Genomic DNA, 23,007 nt, shown 5'->3' with positions numbered 1-23,007 from the left:
ATGAATGAATATACGTATCCTATTTTATTTGGTGTCATTTTTGGTACTATTGCACGTTTATATATGCTTCGTACAGATTATAGGCAATATCCGACATACCTTCATGGCAAGATTATTCATATAGCTCTTGGGTTTATCGCTGCAGGTTTAGGAACAATTGCTGTACCTGCCATTATGGAAGAAGATTTTTCTGCAATTACTTTTTTAGCATTAGCTGCATCACAATTTCGGGAAGTAAGGAATATGGAAAGAAATACATTAAATGAACTAGATCAATATGAACTAGTTCCAAGAGGTAGTACTTATATTGAAGGAATAGCAATCGCTTTTGAAGGTCGCAATTATTTAGTTATTTTTACTTCGCTCATTGCAACATTAACCTATTTAGCGTTTGGGATGCTGGCTGGAACAATAGTTGGGTTTATCGCAATTGGCTTATCAAGAAAGTTGATGACTGGTGGAAAATTAAAGGAAATAGTAAGTGTGGAATATGTTGAGCCTCGATTTGATGGAAGTGGATTGTATGTAGATGATATCTATATTATGAATATCGGGTTACCAAAGAGACAAGAAGAGGTACTACAATACGGAATGGGTTTTATTTTATCTCCCAAAAATTTCGATGCCCGTTCAACGATCGCGAATTTAGGACAACGCCAAGCGATTCTCCATGATATATCTACCGCATTAGGTGTATATAGAGATTCTGGTACACCTGCGCTCATTCCTTTAGCAAAACGAGATTTAGATGATGGTAGGGTTGGCATTTTTATTTTACCACAGGAAAAAGACGTAGTAAAAGCAAGGGAGATCATTGGTGAAGTACCTACATTAGAAAGTGCAATTCGTATGCCTACAGAATCTAAAGCTAATGAAAAGGGGCGTGAGCTTAAATGAATCTCGAAAAGTATATTCTTGCAGTAATTACTACAAAAAGTAATAAGGTAGCAGGAGGAGCCCCTACGTTTACTTGTGATAGTACAGCAGAAATGGAAAAGGTTGCGGCAAATTTGGAAGCAATTTTAGACGGAATTGCACATGGTTTGAGCGATGATTTATATATCATTGTAAAACATTAAAATAAGATGCTGTAATCGCCCTTACCTTTGTATGTGTTCTGATTATACAGATGGTATTTATTATCGAGAGAGATTTCAATCTTGAAGAATGTACTTTTTAACTTGTTCAAGTTCACTAAGGGGTTTGTCCTGTTGTTGGTTTTCTGATAATATATAAAAGTTAAACCCTTCATTATTGAAGGGTTTATTTATTAGCATTACTTCTTTATTATATATATGATTGATATAAAAGCACTTTGATTCAAATACGACATTCATATTTTTAATATAGATAACAGAGAGAGGTTGACAAAATTATGACTAAACCAGTTGTTGCAATTGTAGGTAGACCAAATGTAGGGAAATCAACAATTTTTAACCGATTAGCAGGCGAGCGGATTTCTATTGTCGAAGATATACCTGGAGTAACACGAGATAGAATATACAGCTCAGCTGAATGGTTGAATTTTGATTTTAATATTATTGATACAGGTGGGATTGATATAGGTGATGAGCCTTTTATAGAGCAAATCCGTCACCAAGCAGAAATTGCGATTGAAGAGGCTGATGTTATCATTTTTATGACAAATGGTAGAGATGGCATCACGGCATCAGATGAAGAAGTAGCAAAAATATTATATCGATCTAAAAAACCAGTAGTTTTAGCTGTTAATAAAGTAGATAATCCTGAAATGAGAGATCAAATTTATGATTTTTATGGACTAGGTTTCGGTGAACCATTTCCTATTTCAGGTACTCATGGCTTAGGGTTAGGAGATATGTTAGATGCTGTCGCAGCTCACTTCCCAAAAGATTTAGTTGAAGAATATGATGATGAAATTATTAGGTTTTCACTTATAGGTAGACCGAATGTTGGAAAATCTTCATTAGTTAACGCTATTTTAGGAGAAGATCGTGTAATTGTAAGTGATATAGCTGGAACGACAAGAGATGCAATTGATACTGAATATCAGTTCAATGGGCAAGACTATGTTATTATTGATACAGCAGGGATGAGAAAAAAGGGGAAAGTATATGAAAGCACTGAAAAGTATAGTGTGCTTCGAGCGTTAAAAGCGATAGACAGATCTGATGTTGTATTAGTCGTACTCAATGCTGAAGAAGGAATCATAGAACAGGATAAAAAAATCGCTGGCTATGCCCACGATGCAGGAAGAGCCATTGTGATAGTAGTGAATAAGTGGGATACAATTCATAAGGATGAAAAAACGATGCGTGAATTTGAACAGAAAATTCGGGATCACTTTTTATTCTTGGATTATGCACCAATTGTATTTTTATCTGCAAAAACGAAGAAACGTATGCATACGCTTCTTCCGATGATCGGTTTGGCAAGCGAAAATCACTCGCTACGAGTTCAAACGAATATCTTAAATGATGTAATTATGGATGCTGTAGCGATGAATCCAACACCAACTAGTAACGGCAACCGTTTGAAGATTTACTACGCTACACAAGTAGCAGTTAAGCCTCCTGCTTTTGCTATATTCGTAAATGACCCTGAGTTAATGCATTTTTCGTATGAACGTTTTTTAGAAAATCGTATTCGTGATGCTTTTGGTTTTGAAGGGACACCTATAAAAATATTTGCACGTTCCCGTAAATAGGGTATGAAATGTAAGTGTTTATAGCATTTGATCGTAAGGAGAGGGTAATATTGGATATTACGAGCCCTTAAATCATCCACCGATTACCCTTAATAACTTAAATTGTATTAAATTAAAAAAATATTGAATTTATTTAGTTAACATCATTTTTTGAATAAGCAAATATGCCACGAACACTTGGTTTATACGTAGATATTTCTTAGTATGAATAGCAACAATTAAAGTGTAAAACATCCATAAAGTTATGAGATAATCAAGAAGGGTGTGGAAAAATGGATAGTATTGCAGTAATAGGTTCAGGAAGTTGGGGAACAGCTCTAGCAATGGTACTAGCTGATAATGGTCATGATGTACGGATATGGGGGAGAAATAAGAAGCAAATTGATGAAATAAATACCGCTCATATGAATACACAGTATTTACCAGAAATTGAATTATCACCAAAAATTATTGGATATAGCTCTTTAACAGAAGCTTTACAAAATGTGAGGACTGTTGTATTAGCGGTTCCAACGAAAGCGATAAGAGATACGCTTAAAAAGGTTAAACAAATTATTTCTGAGCCGATTACAATTGTCTCAGTAAGTAAAGGTATAGAACCAGATACTTTATTAAGAATTTCAGAAATAATAGAGCAAGAACTCCCTGAAAGTCTTTTGACAGACGTTGTAGTTCTTTCTGGACCAAGCCACGCAGAGGAAGTAAGTTTACGTCACCCAACTACTGTAACAGTAACTTCTAAAAATATGGATATAGCTGAAAATATTCAAGATATATTTATTAATCAACACTTTAGAGTTTACACGAATCCAGATTTATTAGGTGTTGAAATTGGTGGGGCACTAAAGAATATCATTGCGCTTGCTGCCGGGATTACTGATGGTTTAGGCTATGGGGATAATGCGAAAGCTGCCCTAATTACTCGAGGATTAGCTGAAATCACCCGCTTAGGTAGTGCGATGGGTGCAAATCCATTAACATTTGCTGGTTTAACTGGGATTGGAGATTTAATTGTAACTTGTACAAGTGTTCATTCAAGAAATTGGAAAGCAGGTCATATGCTTGGAAAGGGAGAAAGCCTTTCAGAGGTATTAGACAATTTAGGTATGGTCGTTGAAGGTGTCCGTACGACCAAAGCAGCCTATCAACTTGCGAACAAAATGGATGTGACAATGCCGATTACAAACGCGCTGTACGATGTTCTGTTTGAAGATAAAACTGCAAAAGAAGCTCTTGATTCACTCATGCAACGAACAAGAACTGGTGAGATGGAGGAACTTTTAAATATCATAAGTATTAATAATAATTAGCTAAAGGGTACATATTTATTGCTAAATGTAATAAAAAATGGGCAGTTGATGATACAACATAGTTCATTTTCGCATAAAATGGAACGTACGACCATATGAGCTTGAGCTAAGCGAAATGGGTTACATTGTCATATGCTGGAGTAGAGCTGCCCCTCTTTACTTCAGCATTTTCTGATGATGAAATAGGATAAGCTGTGATTGTAATTTAACTAAAGCTTGTATTTAAGATATGTAGAGGCGTTAATCGTGGTCATCCAACGACTCGAAGGTGCTAATTGTATAACTTTTGCAACTTCGACCACAGCCACTCAACCCTTTCCGCAAAGCAAAGGAGCCGTTTAGTTAATGGTTTTCAACAGGAGTGCTTAATATCCAAAGAACTTACTGATTTCTCATTGTTGATAACATTTTCATGTGGTAAGATATAATATGGTTTTAAAAAGGAGAGATAGTTAAGAATGTCACCAGGAATGTTTAAAATGTGGATATCGCTTGCAGCTATGGGCTTTATGTTTCTTGCTATTATAGCGATATATTTTAGTAGATTTAAGTTAAAAGGTGTGTTGAAAGGTATTGTTGCACTTTTTGCGTATTGTTTCATGGTGTTAGCAGGTATTATTATCTTTTTTGTTGTTTTTAGTGGTCCTGTAAGTGAATAGATATACATAAAATTAAGGAATGATTTACAATGAAATTATTCATTAACAGTGGGGTTACACTATTACTTCTTATGTTACTATCGGGATGTTTATACCCTGAAGCTAACTTGGAAAATAATCAAATCCCACTCGAAAATCAAGTATCAGATGTTCAGGAAGCAGTGGTTAATTATCAAAAGGACCAGCAAGGATTGTTGCCGATAAAAACGAGAGAGGCATCTACTCCTATATATCAAAAGTATCCAATCGACTTTAACAAGCTAGTCCCACGTTATTTATCAGAAACGCCAGGAACAGCGTATGAAAGCGGTGGACTGTTTTCATATGTTCTTGTAGATGTTGAAACAAACCCTATGGTAAAACTTCTAGATTTAAGGATAGCGGAGCAAATTAGAGAATTAAATACACGTTTAATGTTCTATAGACAATCAAATGGTTACCCTCCATATAAAGAAGTAGTTGATGAGGGTGTCTTTACTCTGGATTATGGGAAATTAGGATATGAAGAGCCACCGTTTGTAGTCAGTCCATTTTCAGGACTCAATCTTCCATTAATCATAGCGTCTGATACAGAAGTTTATGTTGATTATAAAATAGATTTATTTAAAGTATTACAAGAGGAAGACTACTCTTTTAACCAAGATGAAGATATTAGGCATATATTAGTGGATCAGTCAATATTTGTGCCAGCGTATTCGATGCCTTATACAATTGATCCTAAAAATGGCGAACCAATTTTTTTATATAAATAAGTCATGAACCCTTTACTTAGGAATACAATCTAAGTGAAGGGTTTTTTAGTAATCCTTTGTTTAGGTCATTGTATGCCATTAAAAAAATTGTTCATAATAGTCATAAATAAATAGGACAACATCATAAACATATAATGTCCCCTATTATCAAATAACTGGATTAAATATATTCCAAGAACTCTAAGACCGGGAGGGAATCATTTGGAAAAGGTAGATATTTTTAAAGATATCGCAGAACGCACTGGTGGAGATATTTATTTAGGTGTGGTAGGTGCTGTTAGGACGGGAAAATCTACTTTTATTAAAAAGTTTATGGAACTCGTTGTATTACCTAATATTGGTAACGAAGCTGATAAAGCGCGTGCACAAGACGAATTACCACAAAGTGCAGCCGGGAAAACAATTATGACTACTGAACCGAAGTTTGTACCAAATCAGGCGGTATCAGTACATGTCGAAGAAGGCCTTGATGTAAATGTTAGATTAGTAGATTGTGTTGGTTATACTGTACCAGGAGCCAAAGGGTATGAGGATGAGAATGGACCAAGAATGATTAATACGCCATGGTATGAAGAACCTATTCCATTCCATGAAGCGGCTGAAATAGGGACTAGAAAAGTTATTCAAGAGCACTCTACAATCGGCGTCGTCATAACAACCGATGGTTCCATTGGTGAGATTCCTAGAATGGACTATATCGAAGCTGAAGAAAGGGTTATGGAAGAGTTAAAAGAGGTAGGTAAACCTTTTATTATGGTAATTAATACGGTTAGGCCGCATCATCCAGAAACTGAAGAGCTTAGAAGAAAACTAACAGAGAAGTACGATATCCCTGTATTAGCAATGAGCGTAGAAAGTATGAGAGATACGGATGTATATAATGTGTTGAGGGAAGCTCTTTACGAATTTCCTGTGCTTGAAGTGAATGTAAATTTACCGAGCTGGGTAATGGTTTTAAGAGATGAGCATTGGTTAAGAGAAAGCTATCAGGAATCAGTAAAAGATACTGTAAAGGATATAAAGAGGCTAAGAGATGTTGACCGCGTTGTAGGTCAATTTAGTGAATATGATTTTATTGATAAGGCAAGTTTAGCTGGGATAGAAATGGGGCAAGGTGTTGCGGAAATTGATTTATTTGCCCCAGATGATCTATATGATCAAATTTTGAAAGAAGTTGTTGGAGTTGAGATTCGAGGGAAAGATCACTTACTACAATTGATGCAAGATTTTGCTTATGCAAAATCAGAATATGACCAAGTAGCTGATGCACTTAAAATGGTAAAACAAACTGGCTATGGGATTGCTGCACCAGCTCTATCAGATATGAGCTTGGATGAGCCAGAAATCATTAGACAAGGGTCGAGATTTGGAGTAAGATTGAAAGCTGTAGCTCCTTCGATCCATATGATTAAAGTAGATGTCGAATCTGAATTTGCTCCAATCATAGGTACTGAAAAACAAAGTGAAGAGCTTGTTCGATATCTAATGCAGGATTTTGAAGAAGATCCATTATCAATTTGGAATTCTGATATATTCGGTAGGTCGTTAAGTTCATTAGTGAGAGAAGGGATTCAAGCGAAGCTTTCTTTAATGCCTGAGAATGCAAGATATAAATTACAAGAAACATTAGAAAGAATCATTAATGAAGGATCAGGTGGATTAATAGCCATTATTCTATAATTCAAAGACTCCATAAGGGGTCTTTTTTATTGTTGCTATTTGAAAATATGAAACAACCTAATTATTGGGAATGACTGAAATAGGTGGTCTTTAAGCTAAAATATGCTTGCTATGACTGTTCCAGTGTGATAATCTTTTAACAGTAAAGGCGCATTTTAATAGTGATTGTCTATCTAAAGATTATTAGTCAAACATATTGAATTCTGTCAATTTTTCATATAACATTATGCATGGTAAGAAAATGCTATTATTAAGATGTATAGAATTAGTTTAAAATGTGAAAAAATGTTGACAAGATAGCTTTTTATATAACATACATCTTTGGGAGGAGGTGAATGTCATGAATAAAGCAGAATTAATTAATACTGTAGCTGAATCAAGTGAACTTTCAAAGAAGGATGCAACAAAAGCTGTAGATGCTGTTTTTGATACAATCTTAGAGACACTTAAAACTGGTGACAAAGTACAACTAATTGGTTTTGGTAACTTTGAAGTACGTGAGCGTGCTGCTCGTAAAGGACGTAATCCTCAAACTGGTGAGGAAATCGAAATCCCAGCAAGTAAAGTACCTGCATTCAAACCAGGGAAAGCACTTAAAGACGCTGTAAAATAATATTTACATAGTTGGTAGAATCAATATAGCACACACAAAGAGGAACGACTGTTATGTAGTTCCTCTTTTCGTATGTCGTAAGATAAGAATCTGCTCTAAGGATGCCAAGTAGATTTGATAATGAATGTTAGCATCTAAAACAGTCGTTAGAGTAAGCACTTATTTTTTTGCGCTGGTTGCGCAATCCTTTACTTTAATGTTGTCGTTATGCTAGAATCTGATTACGACGATAGTATACAATCGTAGGAGGATTTATTGAATGGCAAATATTAATTATGAACAACTAGAACATGCAATGAAATTAATTATAGAAGCTGTTGGAGAAGACCCAAATAGAGAGGGATTACTCGATACTCCAAAGCGTGTAGCGAAAATGTATGCAGAGGTTTTTGCTGGCTTAAATGAAGATCCAAAAGAGCATTTTCAAACAATTTTTAGTGAGGATCATGAAGAGCTAGTACTTGTCAAAGATATACCGTTTTATTCAATGTGTGAGCATCATTTTGTACCTTTTTTCGGAAAGGCTCATGTTGCGTACCTACCTAGGGGAGGGAAGGTAACTGGGTTAAGTAAATTAGCTCGAGCGGTTGAAGCTGTTGCTAAAAGACCACAACTTCAAGAGAGAATTACTTCCACAATTGCAGATTCAATCATGGAAACCTTAGAACCATACGGTGCAATGGTTGTAGTTGAAGCCGAACATATGTGTATGACCATGCGTGGGGTAAAAAAGCCAGGATCTCAAACAATAACAACTGCTGCAAGAGGCAGATACGAAAACGATCATATTGCTAGAAATGAAGTATTATCACTTATTAAATCATAATAAGAAATGATGACTTTCTAAAAATTACTAACCATTCAAACGAGTAGTTTTATGTTATATAACATATAGAAAGTTCAGGAGGTTGTATTGTGAATAAAAATAACAATGGTGATTATATTGTGATTAAAGCCATTGAAGATGGTGTGAATGTGATCGGACTTACCCGTGGTACTGACACGCGTTTTCATCATTCAGAGAAGCTGGATAATGGAGAAGTTATGATTGCTCAATTTACCGAACATACATCTGCAATTAAAATTAGAGGAAATGCTATTGTTCAAACACAACATGGCGAAATGAAATCAGAGCCAACACGCAAAAACAGACAAGAATAATAAATGTATGTAGGAAATTACTATATAACATTATCCTTCTTGCTAGTTTTTTTGATAAGGCTCATTTTTGTTACTTATGTTAACAATTAGCTCAACTAGATTAGCTTAATTATGAGTGTCATCGTTATAAAGAGAAAGGTGCTTCGAACTAATGATAAATGTTTTTTTCATAGTTAGAAGAACACAATCAATAACGAAATAACTAAATTAAGCTGTTACCAAGTACATATTACAAAACATGTCGCTTCGCTGCTTCCTAGAAAGAACGATCTCTTTTTGGGAAAAAGGCGAAGCGATTGTCAATAAAGTCTATGTATAACTGTTTCGAAGAAAATAGTTATTTCTTTAAAAGTTATGTTATAATGGTCACTGGAATTTAGTAATTAGCACGGTGTAAATATATGGGAAACAAGGGTGATTTAATTGGAAGACATCTGGGGAAAAGTTGCATTATTTAAAGAAGAAATTACAGATATGATACACTATCCTTTTCTATTTAAGCATATTAATGCACCTATAATTGACGAGGATAAAATGTTGCTTCTATATTCAGTACTTCAAGAATTAGAATTATCTAATAAAACAGTTTCTGAATATATGATAGCAATCATGCTTGTACAAATTTCCCTTGATACCCATGATACGGTTACAAATGTAGAAGAAAAACATAGTGACCATCTTACTGAACGACAGCTAACAATTTTGGCTGGTGATTATTATAGTGGATTATATTACAAGATTTTATCACAAGCTGAGGATATTTCATTGATTTCAACGATAGCAAGCGCTATAAAAATGATTAACGAGCATAAAATTAAGCTATATGAAAATAAGCTAGATTCTTTAGATGAGCTGATGAATAGTTTAAAGGTTGTTGAGTCATCATTGTTTCAAAACGTATCAGAATTATTTGACAAACCATTTTGGAAAGAAATTTCTGCTCACTTTCTGTTATTTAAAAGGCTTCTGATAGAAAGAAAAAAATTCCTTAACAACGAACACTCTCTTTTCTTTGACTCATGTAAAAGAGTTATCTTTCAATTAAATCACAAAGATATACATGATAAAAGAGATGGTATAAAGTCACAGTTAATACATATGTGTGAAACTCAAATCATACAAACTAAGAATTTAATAGACAAAGGGTTAGAAGGAAATCCTATCATTAAACATATTATGGCTAATCGAATTGAGCAGCTAATGTATGAAAACTTTTTTACGGTAAAAAAGATAGTGGAAGAAGGGTAGGATTATGCAACAATCTAAAGAAGAACGTGTACACCATGTTTTTGAGAAAATCCATGATAATTATGATAAGATGAATTCGATTATTAGCTTTAAGAAGCATATTAAATGGCGAGTAGCAACGATGAAAAAAATGAATGTTCAAGAAGGTGCAAAAGCGCTCGATGTATGTTGTGGTACAGGGGATTGGACGATTGCACTTGCCGAAGCAGTTGGGAAAACTGGTCAAGTAACTGGCTTAGATTTCAGTAAAAACATGTTAAAAATTGGGCAGGACAAAGTTAATTCTTTAGGCTTAACTAATATTGACCTTATCCATGGCAATGCGATGGAATTACCTTTTGATGATAATTCGTTTGACTATGTTACAATTGGTTTTGGACTAAGGAATGTACCTGATTATATGCAAGTTCTTCATGAAATGTATCGCGTGGTTAAGCCAGGAGGGAATGTTGTCTGTTTAGAGACGTCTCAACCGACACTACCTGTGTTTCGTCAAGGGTATTATTTATATTTCCGATTCGTTATGCCGATATTTGGTAAGTTGTTTGCAGAAAGCTTCAAAGAATATTCTTGGTTGCAGGAATCTGCACGTGAATTTCCAGGAATGAAAGAATTAGCGAAAATGTTTGAAAAGACAGGATTTAACAAAGTTGAATATAAAGCATTTACTGGCGGCGTTGCTGCGATGCACTTAGGGTACAAGTGAAAAAGTTAGCCAAAAGATATATCATATGACATACATTTTAGATTTTTTCTATGAATAAGGTGAAGAGCATGAAGTTAAAAATGATGTATTCATTTTTAAATACTGATATAAATATTGTTGAAAAAGAATTAGAAAAGTCGATTAAGTCTGAACATCCTCTGTTGAGTCAGGCATCATTGCACTTATTACAGGCTGGGGGTAAGCGGATTCGCCCAGTTTTTGTCTTACTTGGGGGTAAATTTGGCGATTACCAAATAGATCAAATTAAATACGTTGCAATGTCATTAGAGTTAATTCATATGGCATCGCTCGTTCATGATGATGTAATTGACGATTCTACCTTACGAAGAGGAAAACAAACGATCAAAGCAAAATGGGATAACCGTATTGCTATGTACACTGGAGATTATATTTTTGCCAGGTCATTAGAACTGATGTCTAATGTTGAAAATATATCTGCTCAACAGATTTTATCGAAAGCGATAGTTGAGGTATGTGTTGGAGAAATTGAACAAATTAAGGACAAATATAATTTTCATCAAGACCTTCGCACATATTTGAGACGTATTAAAAGGAAAACAGCGTTGTTAATTGCAGTTAGCTGCCAGTTAGGAGCAGTTGCTGCAAATGCGGATGATGACATATGTGAATCATTATTTTGGTTTGGTTATTATGTTGGAATGTCATATCAAATTACAGATGATGTATTAGACTTCACTGAAACAGAGGCTCAGCTCGGTAAGCCTTCAGGTAGTGATTTACAACAAGGAAATGTGACACTGCCAGCATTGTTTGCAATGGAAAACAAAGAAATTTACAACGAAATAATAAACATAAATCCAAAAACGACAAAGGAAGAAATGAATCATATTATATCTCTTATAAAGCAATCAGGAGCAATTGAACGATCGATTGAAATAAGTGATAAATACTTACAAAAAGCTCTTGTTGTTCTTGATAGTTTACCGTCTGGTAAAGCAAAAACAGCCCTTTATAATATAGCAAAGTACATAGGAAAACGAAAAATCTAGGCCCAGAACTGTTGCTAAACTATAGAAACAGTGGTAATATTTTGATTGGTTGAACTATATTTGACAACCTATTTGACAATATTGTAGGGGTGGAAGAAAGTCATGGAAAGAACATTTTTAATGGTAAAACCAGACGGAGTACAACGCAATGTAATTGGGGAAATTATTTCACGATTTGAAAGAAAGGGCTTTCAACTTGTAGGTGCAAAATTAATGGCAATACCAACCGAACTCGCAGAACAGCATTACGCTGAACATAAGGAGCGTCCTTTTTTTGGAGAATTAGTAGATTTTATCACTTCAGGTCCTGTGTTCGCAATGGTGTGGCAAGGGGATAATGTTATTGCAACTGCTAGGCAAATGATGGGATCAACTAACCCTAAAGATGCTGTTTCAGGAACAATTCGTGGAGATTTCGGTTTGACAGTAGGTAAGAATATCATTCATGGTTCTGATGCACCTGAGAGTGCTGAACGTGAAGTCAATTTGTTTTTTACAGAAGATGAGTTAGTAGATTATAGTAAGTTAATAAATGAATGGATATACTAATTGATTGCCAGCTCACATAGGGCTGGTTTTTATATCATTTACCGTTAATCGATTTGCAATATTCACTTTTTAATGTCCAGCCGCTGATTCCCCTCGAAATTTCTTTACTATGATTTACATCGAAATTAATAGTACTATCCATTGAGTTCATGTTAGAGGAGTAATAAGTATGTCACGAGATTACATACAATTTATAGAAAATATTAAAAGGAAAACTGGAATTGATTTATCTCTATATAAAGAAGCACAAATGAAAAGAAGGTTAACATCTCTGTATGAAAAAAGAGGGTTTACAAATTTTCAGGATTTCTTTCGCGCCTTTGGAAGCGATGAAAAATTATATGACGAATTTTTAGATAGAATTACAATTAATGTTTCAGAATTTTATCGAAATGCTAACAGGTGGAGTATATTTGAAGAAAAAGTGTTGCCTAAAATATTGAATGGTCGCTCACGATTAAAAATATGGAGTGCTGCTTGTTCTACAGGAGAAGAGCCTTATACAATAGCTATGATTCTATCAAAATATTTACCCCTTTCCAGGTTTTCCATATTAGCAACTGATTTAGATGAAAATGTTATTCGAAAAGCTAAAATTGGTTTGTATCCTGAGCGATCTTTGATGGAGGTACCAGAAGAAATAAAAAGGAAATACTTTAGTAAAGATAGAGCATATTATAAGTTATCAGATGAAATAAAAAGTGCAGTCCATTTTAAAAAGCAAAATTTACTATCTGATCAGTTTGAAAACAATTTTGATTTAATTGTTTGCCGAAATGTGCTTATATATTTTACTGAGGAAGCAAAAGATCACTTGTATCAAAAATTTTCTAATTCACTTCAAACTGATGGTATTTTCTTTGTAGGCAGTACTGAACAAATTTTCACTCCTAATAAATACGGATTCGATTCTGAAAATACCTTTTTTTACCGTAAGGTTTAAGTTTGAAAACAGATAAGCAAGATAATAAAGAATTACTAGAAAAGAGTTCGTCAATTTGATGAATTCTTTTTTAAAAGATGGCTGTTTGTGCATTAATTACTGCCCGAACAAAAGCTATAAACTGTTACAACTAGATTTGTGGCATCTTTTCGCAGATGGGGTTCAGAAATAACCTCATCTTCCTTATTATAATGTTGTAATAATGACAACAAAGGCTACGAAATGAGCTTAACAGATAAAAAAGCTACCTTTTAACTACTGTATATGATATATTGTTACACATAAAAGCTTTAAAGGATTGAAGGGAGATAGAAAGATGAGGTATTTAACAGCAGGAGAATCGCATGGCCCACAATTAACGACGATATTAGAAGGCGTTCCGTCTGGTTTAGAGCTGTTAGTAGATGATATTAATATTGAACTAGCAAGAAGACAGAAAGGACATGGTCGTGGAAGAAGAATGCAAATTGAAAAAGACCAAGTTCAAATTGTCTCAGGTGTACGACACGGTAAAACACTCGGATCTCCAATAGCCTTAGTTGTTGAAAATCGTGATTGGAAACATTGGACGCATATTATGGGAGCTGAACCTCTTGTAGATATAAAAGAAGAAGATGTAAAGCGAAAAATTACAAAGCCCCGGCCAGGTCATGCAGATTTAGTAGGTGCGATGAAATATGGCCATAGAGATATGAGAAATGTGTTGGAACGATCTTCAGCAAGGGAAACGACTGTTCGTGTAGCTGCTGGTGCTGTAGCTAAAAAGTTGCTTGAAGCATTAGGTATAAAGGTAGCAGGTCACGTATTAGAAATAGGCGGTGTAAAAGCTTCTAATGTGAAGTATGATTCGCTTGAAGAATTACAACAGCTAACAGAAGACTCACCCGTTCGTTGTGTAGATAAGGAAGCAGAGAAGAAAATGATGAATGCAATTGATACTGCTAAAGAAAACGGTGACTCCATCGGTGGTATTGTCGAAGTGATTGTTGAAGGAATGCCTGAGGGAGTAGGTAGTTATGTTCATTATGATCGAAAATTAGATGCAAAAATAGCTGCTGCTATTGTAAGTATCAATGCATTCAAAGGTGTGGAGTTTGGAATTGGGTTTGAAGCTGCCAGAATGCCAGGAAGCAAAGTTCATGATGAAATAAATTGGGATCAACAGGAAGGTTATACACGTAAAACGAACAATTTAGGAGGATTTGAAGGTGGAATGACAACAGGTATGCCAATTGTCGTTCGTGGTGTAATGAAGCCTATACCTACATTATATAAGCCTCTTCAAAGCGTGGATATAGAAACGAAAGAAACATTTGCAGCAAGCATTGAACGATCCGATAGCTGCGCCGTTCCAGCTGCTAGTGTAGTTGCAGAGGCTGTTGTTGCGTGGGAACTTGCAAATGCAATCATTGAACAATTTGGTCAAGACCGAATAGACATTATTAAAGAAAATGTAGAGAATATGCGGAAGTATGCTAAGGAGTTTTAATATGGAAACTCTTAAAGTAACAACTGAGTCAAAATCATACCCTGTACATGTTGGACAAGGAATTATAACCCGTTTATTATCATGTATTGATGAAACAAATGTTAAACCAAATAAATTATTTATCATTACTGATGATACAGTAGCTAAGTTATATTTGCGACAAATTTTAAACATCATCGGGCAAAAATATGAATTGGGTCATAAAGTTATTCCAAGTGGTGAGGCTGCAAAATCATTTGATAATTATTTCGATTGTCATACAGAGCTATTAACATTTGGACTTGATAGGTCATCACTCTTAATAGCTCTTGGTGGTGGGGTTGTTGGTGATCTAGCAGGTTTCGTGGCTGCTACATTTATGAGAGGTATCCCTTTTATACAAATTCCAACAACTTTATTAGCTCATGATAGTGCTGTAGGAGGGAAAGTCGCAATCAATCATCCTTTAGGAAAAAATATGATTGGTTCTTTTTACCAACCTGAAGCTGTATTATATGATATAGATTTTTTATCTTCATTACCGGAGATAGAAAAAAGATCTGGCTATGCTGAAGTCATAAAGCACGCACTTATACATGATGCAACATTTTTTGAATGGTTAGTATTAAATGTAAATACGATTGGGGAATTGAAAGATGAAAAGCTTATTTATGCCATTATATCTGGTATAAAAGTAAAATCAGAAATTGTATCCTCTGATGAGAAGGAAAGTGGTGTACGTGCCTTTTTGAATTTTGGCCATACGCTAGGACATGCCATTGAAGCTGAACTAGGCTATGGGAATATTACGCATGGTGATGCAGTCGCAATTGGAATGTTATTTGCTTTATATGTAAGTGAGGAACGGTATGATATTGACTTACAAATTCCTAAAATAACAAGTTTGATGACGTCTATCGGATTTCCTACTGAAATACCGAGTAAACTTTCATTAGATGGTCTAATTAAACGAATGAAGAATGATAAGAAATCGGTCACTGGGATGGTTCGATTTGTTTTATTAAAAGAGATAGGCACACCAGCAATAGAGCCAATTGAGGACGAAACTTTACGTGCATTATTATCAAAATTTATGAAAGGAGAGTAGATATGATTCGTGGGGTAAGAGGAGCAACGACTGTCGAAAAGAATAATGCAAATGACATCATTAAAGCGACAGAAAAGTTATTATTGGAAATGATTGAATCTAATAAAATTATACCAACAGATGTAGCATCTGTTATGATATCAGTAACAGAAGACTTAACAGCAAGCTTCCCAGCAAAAGCATTACGGAATATTGACGGTTGGATGTATGTACCTGTTATGTGTATGCAGGAAATTACTGTACCGAATGCTCTATCACATTGTATTCGCGTGATGATGACTATTAATACTAGTTTGGAGCAAGAGGAAGTAAATCATGTTTATTTAGAGAAAGCTACTGCATTAAGACCTGATTTATTTGACAGAAAATAATTGTACTTTTTCTTCTGTTTGTTTTTGATCTGCCGAATTTCTGACAATTTGAGGTGGGGGCATAGACCAAACTGTTATAGGTGGTTTATTGTTTGCGCATATTTGTCATTATAAAGCAGGTCAATTGTGCTTTTAATATTAAATTTTACAATAAGAGGTGTGTAAAAAGATGGATATTAAGAAACAATTTCTTACTTTAAAGCCATATCAACCAGGTAAGCCGACAGAAGAGGTACAGAAAGAGTATGGGCTAGACAAAATTGTAAAACTTGCATCAAATGAAAACCCATTTGGTAGTTCAAATAAAGTAAAGAGTGCCATTCATGATAACTTAACTTCGCTTGCCATATATCCAGACGGATACGCTGCGAACTTACGAGAAAAATTAGCCACTCATTTAGGTGTTGCGGAGTCCCAACTCATATTTGGCAATGGCTCTGATGAAGTGATTCAAGTGATAAGTAGAGCATTTCTCGGCCCTGGTACAAATACGGTAATGGCAACACCTACATTTCCACAATATCGCCATAATGCTATTATAGAAGGTGCTGAAATAAAGGAAGTCCCATTAATTGAAGGCCATCATAATTTAGATGAGATGCTTAATGCTATTGATGATCATACGCAAATTGTTTGGCTTTGTAGCCCAAATAATCCTACAGGAACATATATCAATTCAGAAAAGCTATTGTCATTTTTAAACAACGTTCCAAATAATGTTCTAGTAGTCATTGATGAAGCTTATTACGAATATGTAACCGCAACCGATTATCCTGAGACGGTTCCATTACTTGATTCATTCGATAATTTAATAATTTTAAGAACCTTTTCAAAAGCACATGGTTTAGCTGCGCTTAGAATTGGTTATGGTATATCTCATCAAGAACTATTACAAAAAATAGAGCCTGGAAGAGAACCATTTAATACGAATAGATTGTCTCAAGCAGCCGCGTTAGCATCCTTAGATGACCACGCTTTTATTGATCAGTGTGTTCAAAAAAATAAGGAAGGACTTCAACAGTTCTATACATTTTGTGAGCAGTATCAATTAAGCTATTATCCATCTGAAGGAAACTTTATTTTAATTGATTTTGAGACTGAAGGTAATGAAATATTTCAATATTTACTTGAAAGGGGATTTATCGTTCGGTCTGGAAATGCCCTAGGATTTCCTACGAGTGTTCGTATAACCATAGGGTCAAAAGAACAGAATGAAGAAATTATAAATATATTAAGTGAAATGTTAAGTAATAAGACTGCTAACATGAAATAGCTATAGGTGATTAAATATGAATAAAAGAGTATTAATTATAGGTTTAGGTCTTATAGGTGGATCAATAGGATTAGCAATTAGTAAAGCACATAAACAAACAACAATCATTGGGTATGATATTAATACTCATAACTTAAAACTTGCTAAAACTTTAGGAATCATAGATGAAATTGGTATATCTTTAGAGCAAGAAGTAAATAGTGCAGACTTGATTATTCTTGCGACCCCTGTTAGACAAACAGAAATATTAATTGAACAAATGGCACAGTATAAGTTTAAGAAATCAGTTATCGTAACTGATGTAGGGAGTACTAAACAGTTTATAGTGTCAAAAGCGAAAATATTCCGTGAAAAAGGTGTTACTTTTATTGGTGGGCATCCGATGGCAGGATCTCATAAGAGTGGAGTAGTGGCAGCGAAAGCACATTTGTTTGAAAATGCATTTTACATTTTAACTACACCTGAAGATGTTGGTATTGAACATGTAAACGATTTGAAGGAGTGGTTAAAAGGTACAAATGCTAAATTTATTCATTTATCTCCACAGGAGCATGATAGAATTACTGGGGTCATTAGTCATTTTCCACATATTATTGCAGCAAGCCTTGTACATCAGGCGGAAACGTTTCAAAATGAACATGAATTTATAAGTAGACTAGCAGCTGGAGGCTTTAAAGATATTACAAGAATAGCATCAAGTAATCCGGAGATGTGGCGTGACATTTTACTCCATAATAAGGATGAGTTGTTACATCTATTCAACCACTGGACTAGTGAAATGGAAACAATTCGAAAAATGATTGATAATGAGGATGGTGAAGGAATCTTCTCTTACTTTTCCTCAGCAAAACGTTTTCGTGAATCATTACCAGCAAAGGCCAAAGGTGCCATACCGTCATTCTATGATTTATATGTAGATGTACCCGATTACCCTGGGATTATCTCTGAGGTAACAGGGTATTTGGCATTGGAGAAAATAAGTATTACGAATATACGTATTATCGAAATACGAGAGGATATATATGGAGTTCTTCGCCTTAGCTTTCAATCGGAGGAAGATCGAAATAAAGCAGTTTCCTGTCTTGCGAAGCATACCAGCTACGATACGTATTACGGATAGAACAAGGAGTGAACCTATTGAAAATGATAAAAACGAAGGTACCTAGCTTATTAGGGACCTTACATATTCCAGGAGATAAATCAATCTCTCATCGTGCAGTGATGTTTGGTGCAATTGCTAATGGTAAAACGACAATCAACAATTTTTTAACGGGAGATGATTGTTTAAGTACAATCGATTGTTTTCGCAAAATGGGTGTTGCCATTAAACAAAATGACGATCATGTAGAAATAGAAGGACAGGGTATCGAAAAGTTAAAAGAGCCTTCAGATATATTAAATGTAGGAAACTCGGGTACGACCACAAGGTTAATACTTGGCCTTTTAGCAGGCTGTGATTTTCATGCATGTTTAATTGGCGATGATTCCATAGCTAAAAGGCCGATGGGAAGGGTTACTATTCCATTAAAAGACATGGGAATTCAAATAGATGGGCGCTCAAATGGAACATTAACCCCGTTATCAATTCGTGGAGGGAATGTCAAACCTACACACTATATTTCTAAAGTTGCTAGCGCACAAGTGAAATCTGCCATTCTTCTAGCGGGATTACATGCTGATGGTGTGACATCTGTTACAGAACCACATAAGTCAAGAGATCACTCCGAGCGAATGTTACGAGCATTTGGAGCTGACGTAAAGGAAGATGGACTAACTGTATCTATTGAAGGTAAACAGCCTTTAACGGGTACGAATATTGAAGTTCCAGGAGATATATCATCAGCCGCCTTTTTTCTAGTAGCAGGAGCTATTGTTCCTAACAGCAACATCACGTTAAAAAACGTTGGGGTTAATCCGACACGAACTGGGATTTTAGATGTGCTACACATGATGGGGGCAAATATTAATATAACAAATGAGCGTTTGGAAAATTTTGAACCTGTAGCTGATATTAACATTACAACTTCTGAGTTAAAAGGTATAGAAATCGGTGGGGACCTCATTCCAAGGTTAATAGATGAAATACCGATCATAGCCCTGATGGCTACGCAAGCTAAAGGTGTAACAGTAATTAAAGATGCAGCAGAATTAAAAGTTAAGGAAACGAATCGTATTGATACAGTCGTTTCACAATTAATAAAGCTAGGCGCAGATATTACTGCAACTGATGACGGGATGATTATTAATGGCACGACTAAGCTGACAGGAGATCGTGTCGATAGCTATCATGATCATAGGATAGGTATGATGCTTGCAATTGCAGGATGTATTTGTGAAGGAGAGATGACTTTGCAAAATGATGAGGCTATATCGGTATCCTATCCAAACTTCTTTCATCATTTAAATAGTCTTATCAATTAAAGTACGGTAGATTTTTGTAAGAATTCCCCACCTAAAGAGGTGGGGTTTTTTATCGGAGTAGAGCTGGCATTTAGACGTTCATTTTTACTTTTCCGGGAGGGTTTAGTTATTTGTTGTGTAATTAATAACTAGGTTAATGTTTATTTAGAAGTAAGTAGGAGGGTTGCAACAAATCATATGTTTTTGGCTGTTTTCTCATTGGTTGTTCCTAGTCGTTCTTACATATAAAAGTGAAATATTTAACGTTCGTGGTACCTTTTTTACTTGAGAAAGATTACCTTACTGTCCATTATTAGTAACAAAGTAACAAGGTTAACAAAAGTGCCTTTGTTTTTTATTAGCAGATTGAACATTAAAGTGTCTATATGCTAACTAACGATGTTAATGATATGAAAGCTTATAGCTAGATTTTGTAAAAATAGTAACAATGCTAATCGACAGAGCATTATAAAAGAGCGGAATATATTTAATCGTATCTCGTCATAAAATACTATCTTAAGATATATTGATTGAGAGGAAGAGAGACGTTATTGATTTGATAATTTGTGTCATAGTTACCATGCTTCGTACATAGCTTGTCATAAGACCTTTTTATCATTTCAAGGGGGATATTATGGCATATATTATTGATGAAGCCAAAGTGTTAAAAGGTAATGGAGTCGAAGCATGTTCGATATTTGTAAAAAATAATAAGATTGACTTTATAAGAGAAAACGCCAACAGGTTTCGTTCGCTTAAGATGAACGTCAATAGTTTTATCGTTACGCCTGGTCATGTGATGCTTGATCTATCACTATCGACATCCCTCCCCTTTCAATTATTTAAACAACACCTTCGGACTCATTTCCTCATGAAGGGCTGTACAACAATACTTGTTATTTGTAAAATTCCTTATGAAAATCAGCTAATAAATGAACTCAATAAAGTTCGGGGAAATTTAGTTAACAGTCCGATTGATTATTACATTGGAGTGCAAATTTCTTTGAAAACATTAACCCCTTCTTTTGTACGAGCTTGTAAACGAAATAAAATACCAGTAATATTAGTTGAAATTGAACATGAAGATGATTTATTTGATGTACAGTGGGGATGGATTAGGGAAGCATTATTTTTATATCCAATTGTATTTATCCCTGTTTGGCAAAATCAAAATCGACCAAAGCAAGAGCAAAAAAAGCTTACAAAGATTTGGAATCATCATACATCAACACATAAAATTCCAACTATTGCAGAATGTCCACAAGAGGGAAGGCCGTTGTCAAAGGAAGTATTAACAAAGATAGGAATCTATCCGGCTAAAGGGGATATTCGAGTTGGAGGGGAAGTTGATTATAATTTGTATAACAAAGAAGATCAAGTAAAGAAAGTTGCTCAAAAAGCATTTGTCGATTATCATAATCATAACCCCGCTATAACGGTGCATAAGGGTGTAGTTATTAAATCAGGTGATAAAATCGACTTCCGACCAGGTTTTGGAAATGAATGTAGTGTTAAAATTCCTGGGTATTTTTCTGCACCTACATAAACAGAACATAATTAATACTTGATGTGATAATAAAATAAGAAGGCTCTTTTCGCAAACTTTGTTGCTCTCGAGATTTATATAGGAAAGCAACAAATAAATATATGCAGTTGACCACATTTAAAATGAGAAAAGTTTCCATGAAAGCTTGTTTTATACGTATTTTATTTCTTATAAAGAAATGCAACAATTAATGCGGAAACAGCCAGTAAAAATGAGTTTAAATAGAGAGGATTACTGTTATATGAGTACTATCGATAAAGCGTTAAGTTATATAGATAATGGAGATGTAGAGAGAGGTATTGATCTTCTAAATAGTTTAAAGCTAAACTGTACAGATGACGAAAAGTACCGGATTGCGGAGATATATTTCGATTTAGGGTTCGCAGATGACGCCAAAGTTGTGCTTGAAGAATTGTTACTACTTTATCCTAATGAAGGAGAGTTATTAACTTTCTTGGCTGACGTGCTAATCGACTTAAATCATGAAGATGAAGCTATTGAGGTATTAAATACCGTATCCAAAGAAGATCCAGCATTTCCTCAAGCGTTATTGCTGCTTGCAGATTTATATGAAATGCAAGGTTTAGAGGAAGTTTGTGAACAAAAATTACTGGAAGCAAAAAGTATTTTACCTAATGAACCACTTATTGACTTTGCCCTTGGAGAATTTTATCTAAGTCATGGATATTTTAATAAAAGTCTAGCGTACTTCATTCGACTCGTAGAAAATAGTGAAACAATTTCAGGAGTAAATCTTAATCAACGTATTGCAGAAGCATACAGTTCAAGCGGTGAATTTGAAAAGTCACTTCAATATTATCAAGCAGCACTAGAAGAAAATGTAGATATTAATTTATTGTTTGGTTACGGATTTACTGCTTATCAAGCTGAAAACTATCAAACCGCAATTAAGAAACTTACTGATCTTAAAGAGATGGATCCTGAATATACTTCATTATATTTATATTTAGCAAAGTCTTATGAGCATGAGGGTGCTACGACTAAAAGCTTGGAAGTAGTAAAAGAAGGACTTGCAGTGGACGAATATAATAAAGAATTATATTATTATGCAGGGAAATTAGCGATTTCTGCAGGTGAGAATACGGATGCCATTCAATATCTATATGAAGCCTTAGCATTAGATCCAGAATACGTCGAAGTAATCCATACGTTAATTGAGCTTTTCATGATTGAAGAGAACTATGACGAGGTTGTAAATACAATTGAAGAAGCAAAAAGATATGGATTAGATGATCTCCAGTTTGCTTGGCAAATAGCAAAAGCTAAAAGCAAACTTGAAAAGTTTTCAGATGCATTAAAACATTATCGTCTCGCATATACTTTCTTTAACAATGATATTGCATTTCTTGAAGAGTACGGTTATTTCTTAGTTGAAGAAGGCTTGAGAGATGAGGCGAAAACAGTTTTTTTACAGTTACTTGAACTAGACCCTGCCAATACGGAAATTGCTGATATGTTATTACAAATGGATTATTAATGATT

Annotated in this window: 23 protein-coding genes; all 23 read left to right on the top strand. The window is 34.8% G+C overall.

Annotation, left to right across the window (positions count from 1 at the left end):
• Positions 1-897: a YIEGIA family protein gene (locus JM172_RS00340; RefSeq protein WP_214480056.1), complete on the top strand. Its 897-nt coding sequence runs from the start codon at positions 1-3 to the stop codon at positions 895-897.
• Entirely contained in the window at positions 894-1,079 is a 186-nt protein-coding gene (locus JM172_RS00335; protein ID WP_214480055.1) for a capping complex subunit for YIEGIA, read from the top strand. Before JM172_RS00340 ends, JM172_RS00335 begins: the two co-directional genes overlap by 4 nt.
• Before the next feature lie 296 nt (positions 1,080-1,375).
• Positions 1,376-2,686 (top strand): ribosome biogenesis GTPase Der, encoded by a 1,311-nt coding sequence (der, locus tag JM172_RS00330; RefSeq protein ID WP_214480054.1) that lies wholly within the window; start codon positions 1,376-1,378, stop codon positions 2,684-2,686.
• A gap of 272 nt (positions 2,687-2,958) precedes the next feature.
• Complete coding sequence (locus tag JM172_RS00325) at positions 2,959-3,996, top strand: NAD(P)H-dependent glycerol-3-phosphate dehydrogenase (protein ID WP_214480053.1); 1,038 nt, start codon at positions 2,959-2,961, stop codon at positions 3,994-3,996.
• Positions 3,997-4,454: 458 nt separating this feature from the next.
• A complete protein-coding gene (locus JM172_RS00320; RefSeq protein ID WP_214480052.1) occupies positions 4,455-4,655 on the top strand; it encodes a DUF2768 domain-containing protein in 201 nt (66 codons plus the stop codon).
• A gap of 29 nt (positions 4,656-4,684) precedes the next feature.
• Positions 4,685-5,407: a hypothetical protein gene (locus JM172_RS00315; RefSeq protein WP_214480051.1), complete on the top strand. Its 723-nt coding sequence runs from the start codon at positions 4,685-4,687 to the stop codon at positions 5,405-5,407.
• Between the two features lie 201 nt (positions 5,408-5,608).
• Positions 5,609-7,087, top strand: coding sequence for a stage IV sporulation protein A (gene spoIVA, locus JM172_RS00310; protein WP_214480050.1), 1,479 nt, complete (start codon positions 5,609-5,611; stop codon positions 7,085-7,087).
• 340 nt (positions 7,088-7,427) lie between these two features.
• On the top strand, positions 7,428-7,700 hold the full coding sequence (locus JM172_RS00305) for an HU family DNA-binding protein (RefSeq protein WP_214480049.1): 273 nt from the start codon (positions 7,428-7,430) through the stop codon (positions 7,698-7,700).
• Between the two features lie 259 nt (positions 7,701-7,959).
• Positions 7,960-8,526, top strand: a complete 567-nt coding sequence (gene folE / locus JM172_RS00300) for a GTP cyclohydrolase I FolE (RefSeq protein ID WP_214480048.1) — start codon at positions 7,960-7,962, stop codon at positions 8,524-8,526.
• An 89-nt stretch (positions 8,527-8,615) separates the two neighbouring features.
• Positions 8,616-8,861 carry a trp RNA-binding attenuation protein MtrB gene (gene mtrB / locus JM172_RS00295; RefSeq protein ID WP_214480047.1) on the top strand — a complete coding sequence of 82 codons (246 nt, stop codon included), beginning with the start codon at positions 8,616-8,618 and terminating at the stop codon, positions 8,859-8,861.
• A gap of 423 nt (positions 8,862-9,284) precedes the next feature.
• Positions 9,285-10,109, top strand: a complete 825-nt coding sequence (locus JM172_RS00290; protein WP_214480046.1) for a heptaprenyl diphosphate synthase component 1 — start codon at positions 9,285-9,287, stop codon at positions 10,107-10,109.
• Positions 10,110-10,113: 4 nt separating this feature from the next.
• The gene (locus tag JM172_RS00285) at positions 10,114-10,815 is read left to right on the top strand and encodes a demethylmenaquinone methyltransferase (protein WP_214480045.1); all 702 of its coding nucleotides are present in this window, start codon (positions 10,114-10,116) and stop codon (positions 10,813-10,815) included.
• 68 nt (positions 10,816-10,883) lie between these two features.
• Complete coding sequence (gene hepT, locus JM172_RS00280; protein ID WP_214480044.1) at positions 10,884-11,846, top strand: heptaprenyl diphosphate synthase component II; 963 nt, start codon at positions 10,884-10,886, stop codon at positions 11,844-11,846.
• 102 nt (positions 11,847-11,948) lie between these two features.
• Positions 11,949-12,395 carry a nucleoside-diphosphate kinase gene (gene ndk / locus JM172_RS00275; RefSeq protein WP_214480043.1) on the top strand — a complete coding sequence of 149 codons (447 nt, stop codon included), beginning with the start codon at positions 11,949-11,951 and terminating at the stop codon, positions 12,393-12,395.
• Between the two features lie 169 nt (positions 12,396-12,564).
• Positions 12,565-13,338 (top strand): CheR family methyltransferase, encoded by a 774-nt coding sequence (locus JM172_RS00270; RefSeq protein WP_214480042.1) that lies wholly within the window; start codon positions 12,565-12,567, stop codon positions 13,336-13,338.
• A 316-nt stretch (positions 13,339-13,654) separates the two neighbouring features.
• The gene (gene aroC, locus JM172_RS00265) at positions 13,655-14,827 is read left to right on the top strand and encodes a chorismate synthase (RefSeq protein WP_214480041.1); all 1,173 of its coding nucleotides are present in this window, start codon (positions 13,655-13,657) and stop codon (positions 14,825-14,827) included.
• A gap of 1 nt (position 14,828) precedes the next feature.
• Positions 14,829-15,914 carry a 3-dehydroquinate synthase gene (aroB, locus tag JM172_RS00260; protein WP_214480040.1) on the top strand — a complete coding sequence of 362 codons (1,086 nt, stop codon included), beginning with the start codon at positions 14,829-14,831 and terminating at the stop codon, positions 15,912-15,914.
• 2 nt (positions 15,915-15,916) lie between these two features.
• Complete coding sequence (gene aroH / locus JM172_RS00255) at positions 15,917-16,285, top strand: chorismate mutase (RefSeq protein WP_214480039.1); 369 nt, start codon at positions 15,917-15,919, stop codon at positions 16,283-16,285.
• A gap of 169 nt (positions 16,286-16,454) precedes the next feature.
• The gene (gene hisC / locus JM172_RS00250; protein ID WP_214480038.1) at positions 16,455-17,558 is read left to right on the top strand and encodes a histidinol-phosphate transaminase; all 1,104 of its coding nucleotides are present in this window, start codon (positions 16,455-16,457) and stop codon (positions 17,556-17,558) included.
• A 16-nt stretch (positions 17,559-17,574) separates the two neighbouring features.
• On the top strand, positions 17,575-18,678 hold the full coding sequence (locus tag JM172_RS00245; RefSeq protein ID WP_214480037.1) for a prephenate dehydrogenase: 1,104 nt from the start codon (positions 17,575-17,577) through the stop codon (positions 18,676-18,678).
• A 23-nt stretch (positions 18,679-18,701) separates the two neighbouring features.
• Positions 18,702-19,979, top strand: coding sequence for a 3-phosphoshikimate 1-carboxyvinyltransferase (gene aroA, locus JM172_RS00240; protein WP_214480425.1), 1,278 nt, complete (start codon positions 18,702-18,704; stop codon positions 19,977-19,979).
• A 613-nt stretch (positions 19,980-20,592) separates the two neighbouring features.
• The gene (locus JM172_RS00235) at positions 20,593-21,504 is read left to right on the top strand and encodes a hypothetical protein (RefSeq protein ID WP_214480036.1); all 912 of its coding nucleotides are present in this window, start codon (positions 20,593-20,595) and stop codon (positions 21,502-21,504) included.
• A gap of 241 nt (positions 21,505-21,745) precedes the next feature.
• Positions 21,746-23,002 carry a tetratricopeptide repeat protein gene (locus JM172_RS00230; protein ID WP_214480035.1) on the top strand — a complete coding sequence of 419 codons (1,257 nt, stop codon included), beginning with the start codon at positions 21,746-21,748 and terminating at the stop codon, positions 23,000-23,002.
• Positions 23,003-23,007 lie beyond the last annotated feature (5 nt).

This window comes from Bacillus sp. SM2101, from assembly GCF_018588585.1.
Lineage (GTDB): Bacteria > Bacillota > Bacilli > Bacillales > SM2101 > Nanhaiella > Nanhaiella sioensis.
This window is presented reverse-complemented; position numbering and strand designations above follow the sequence as displayed.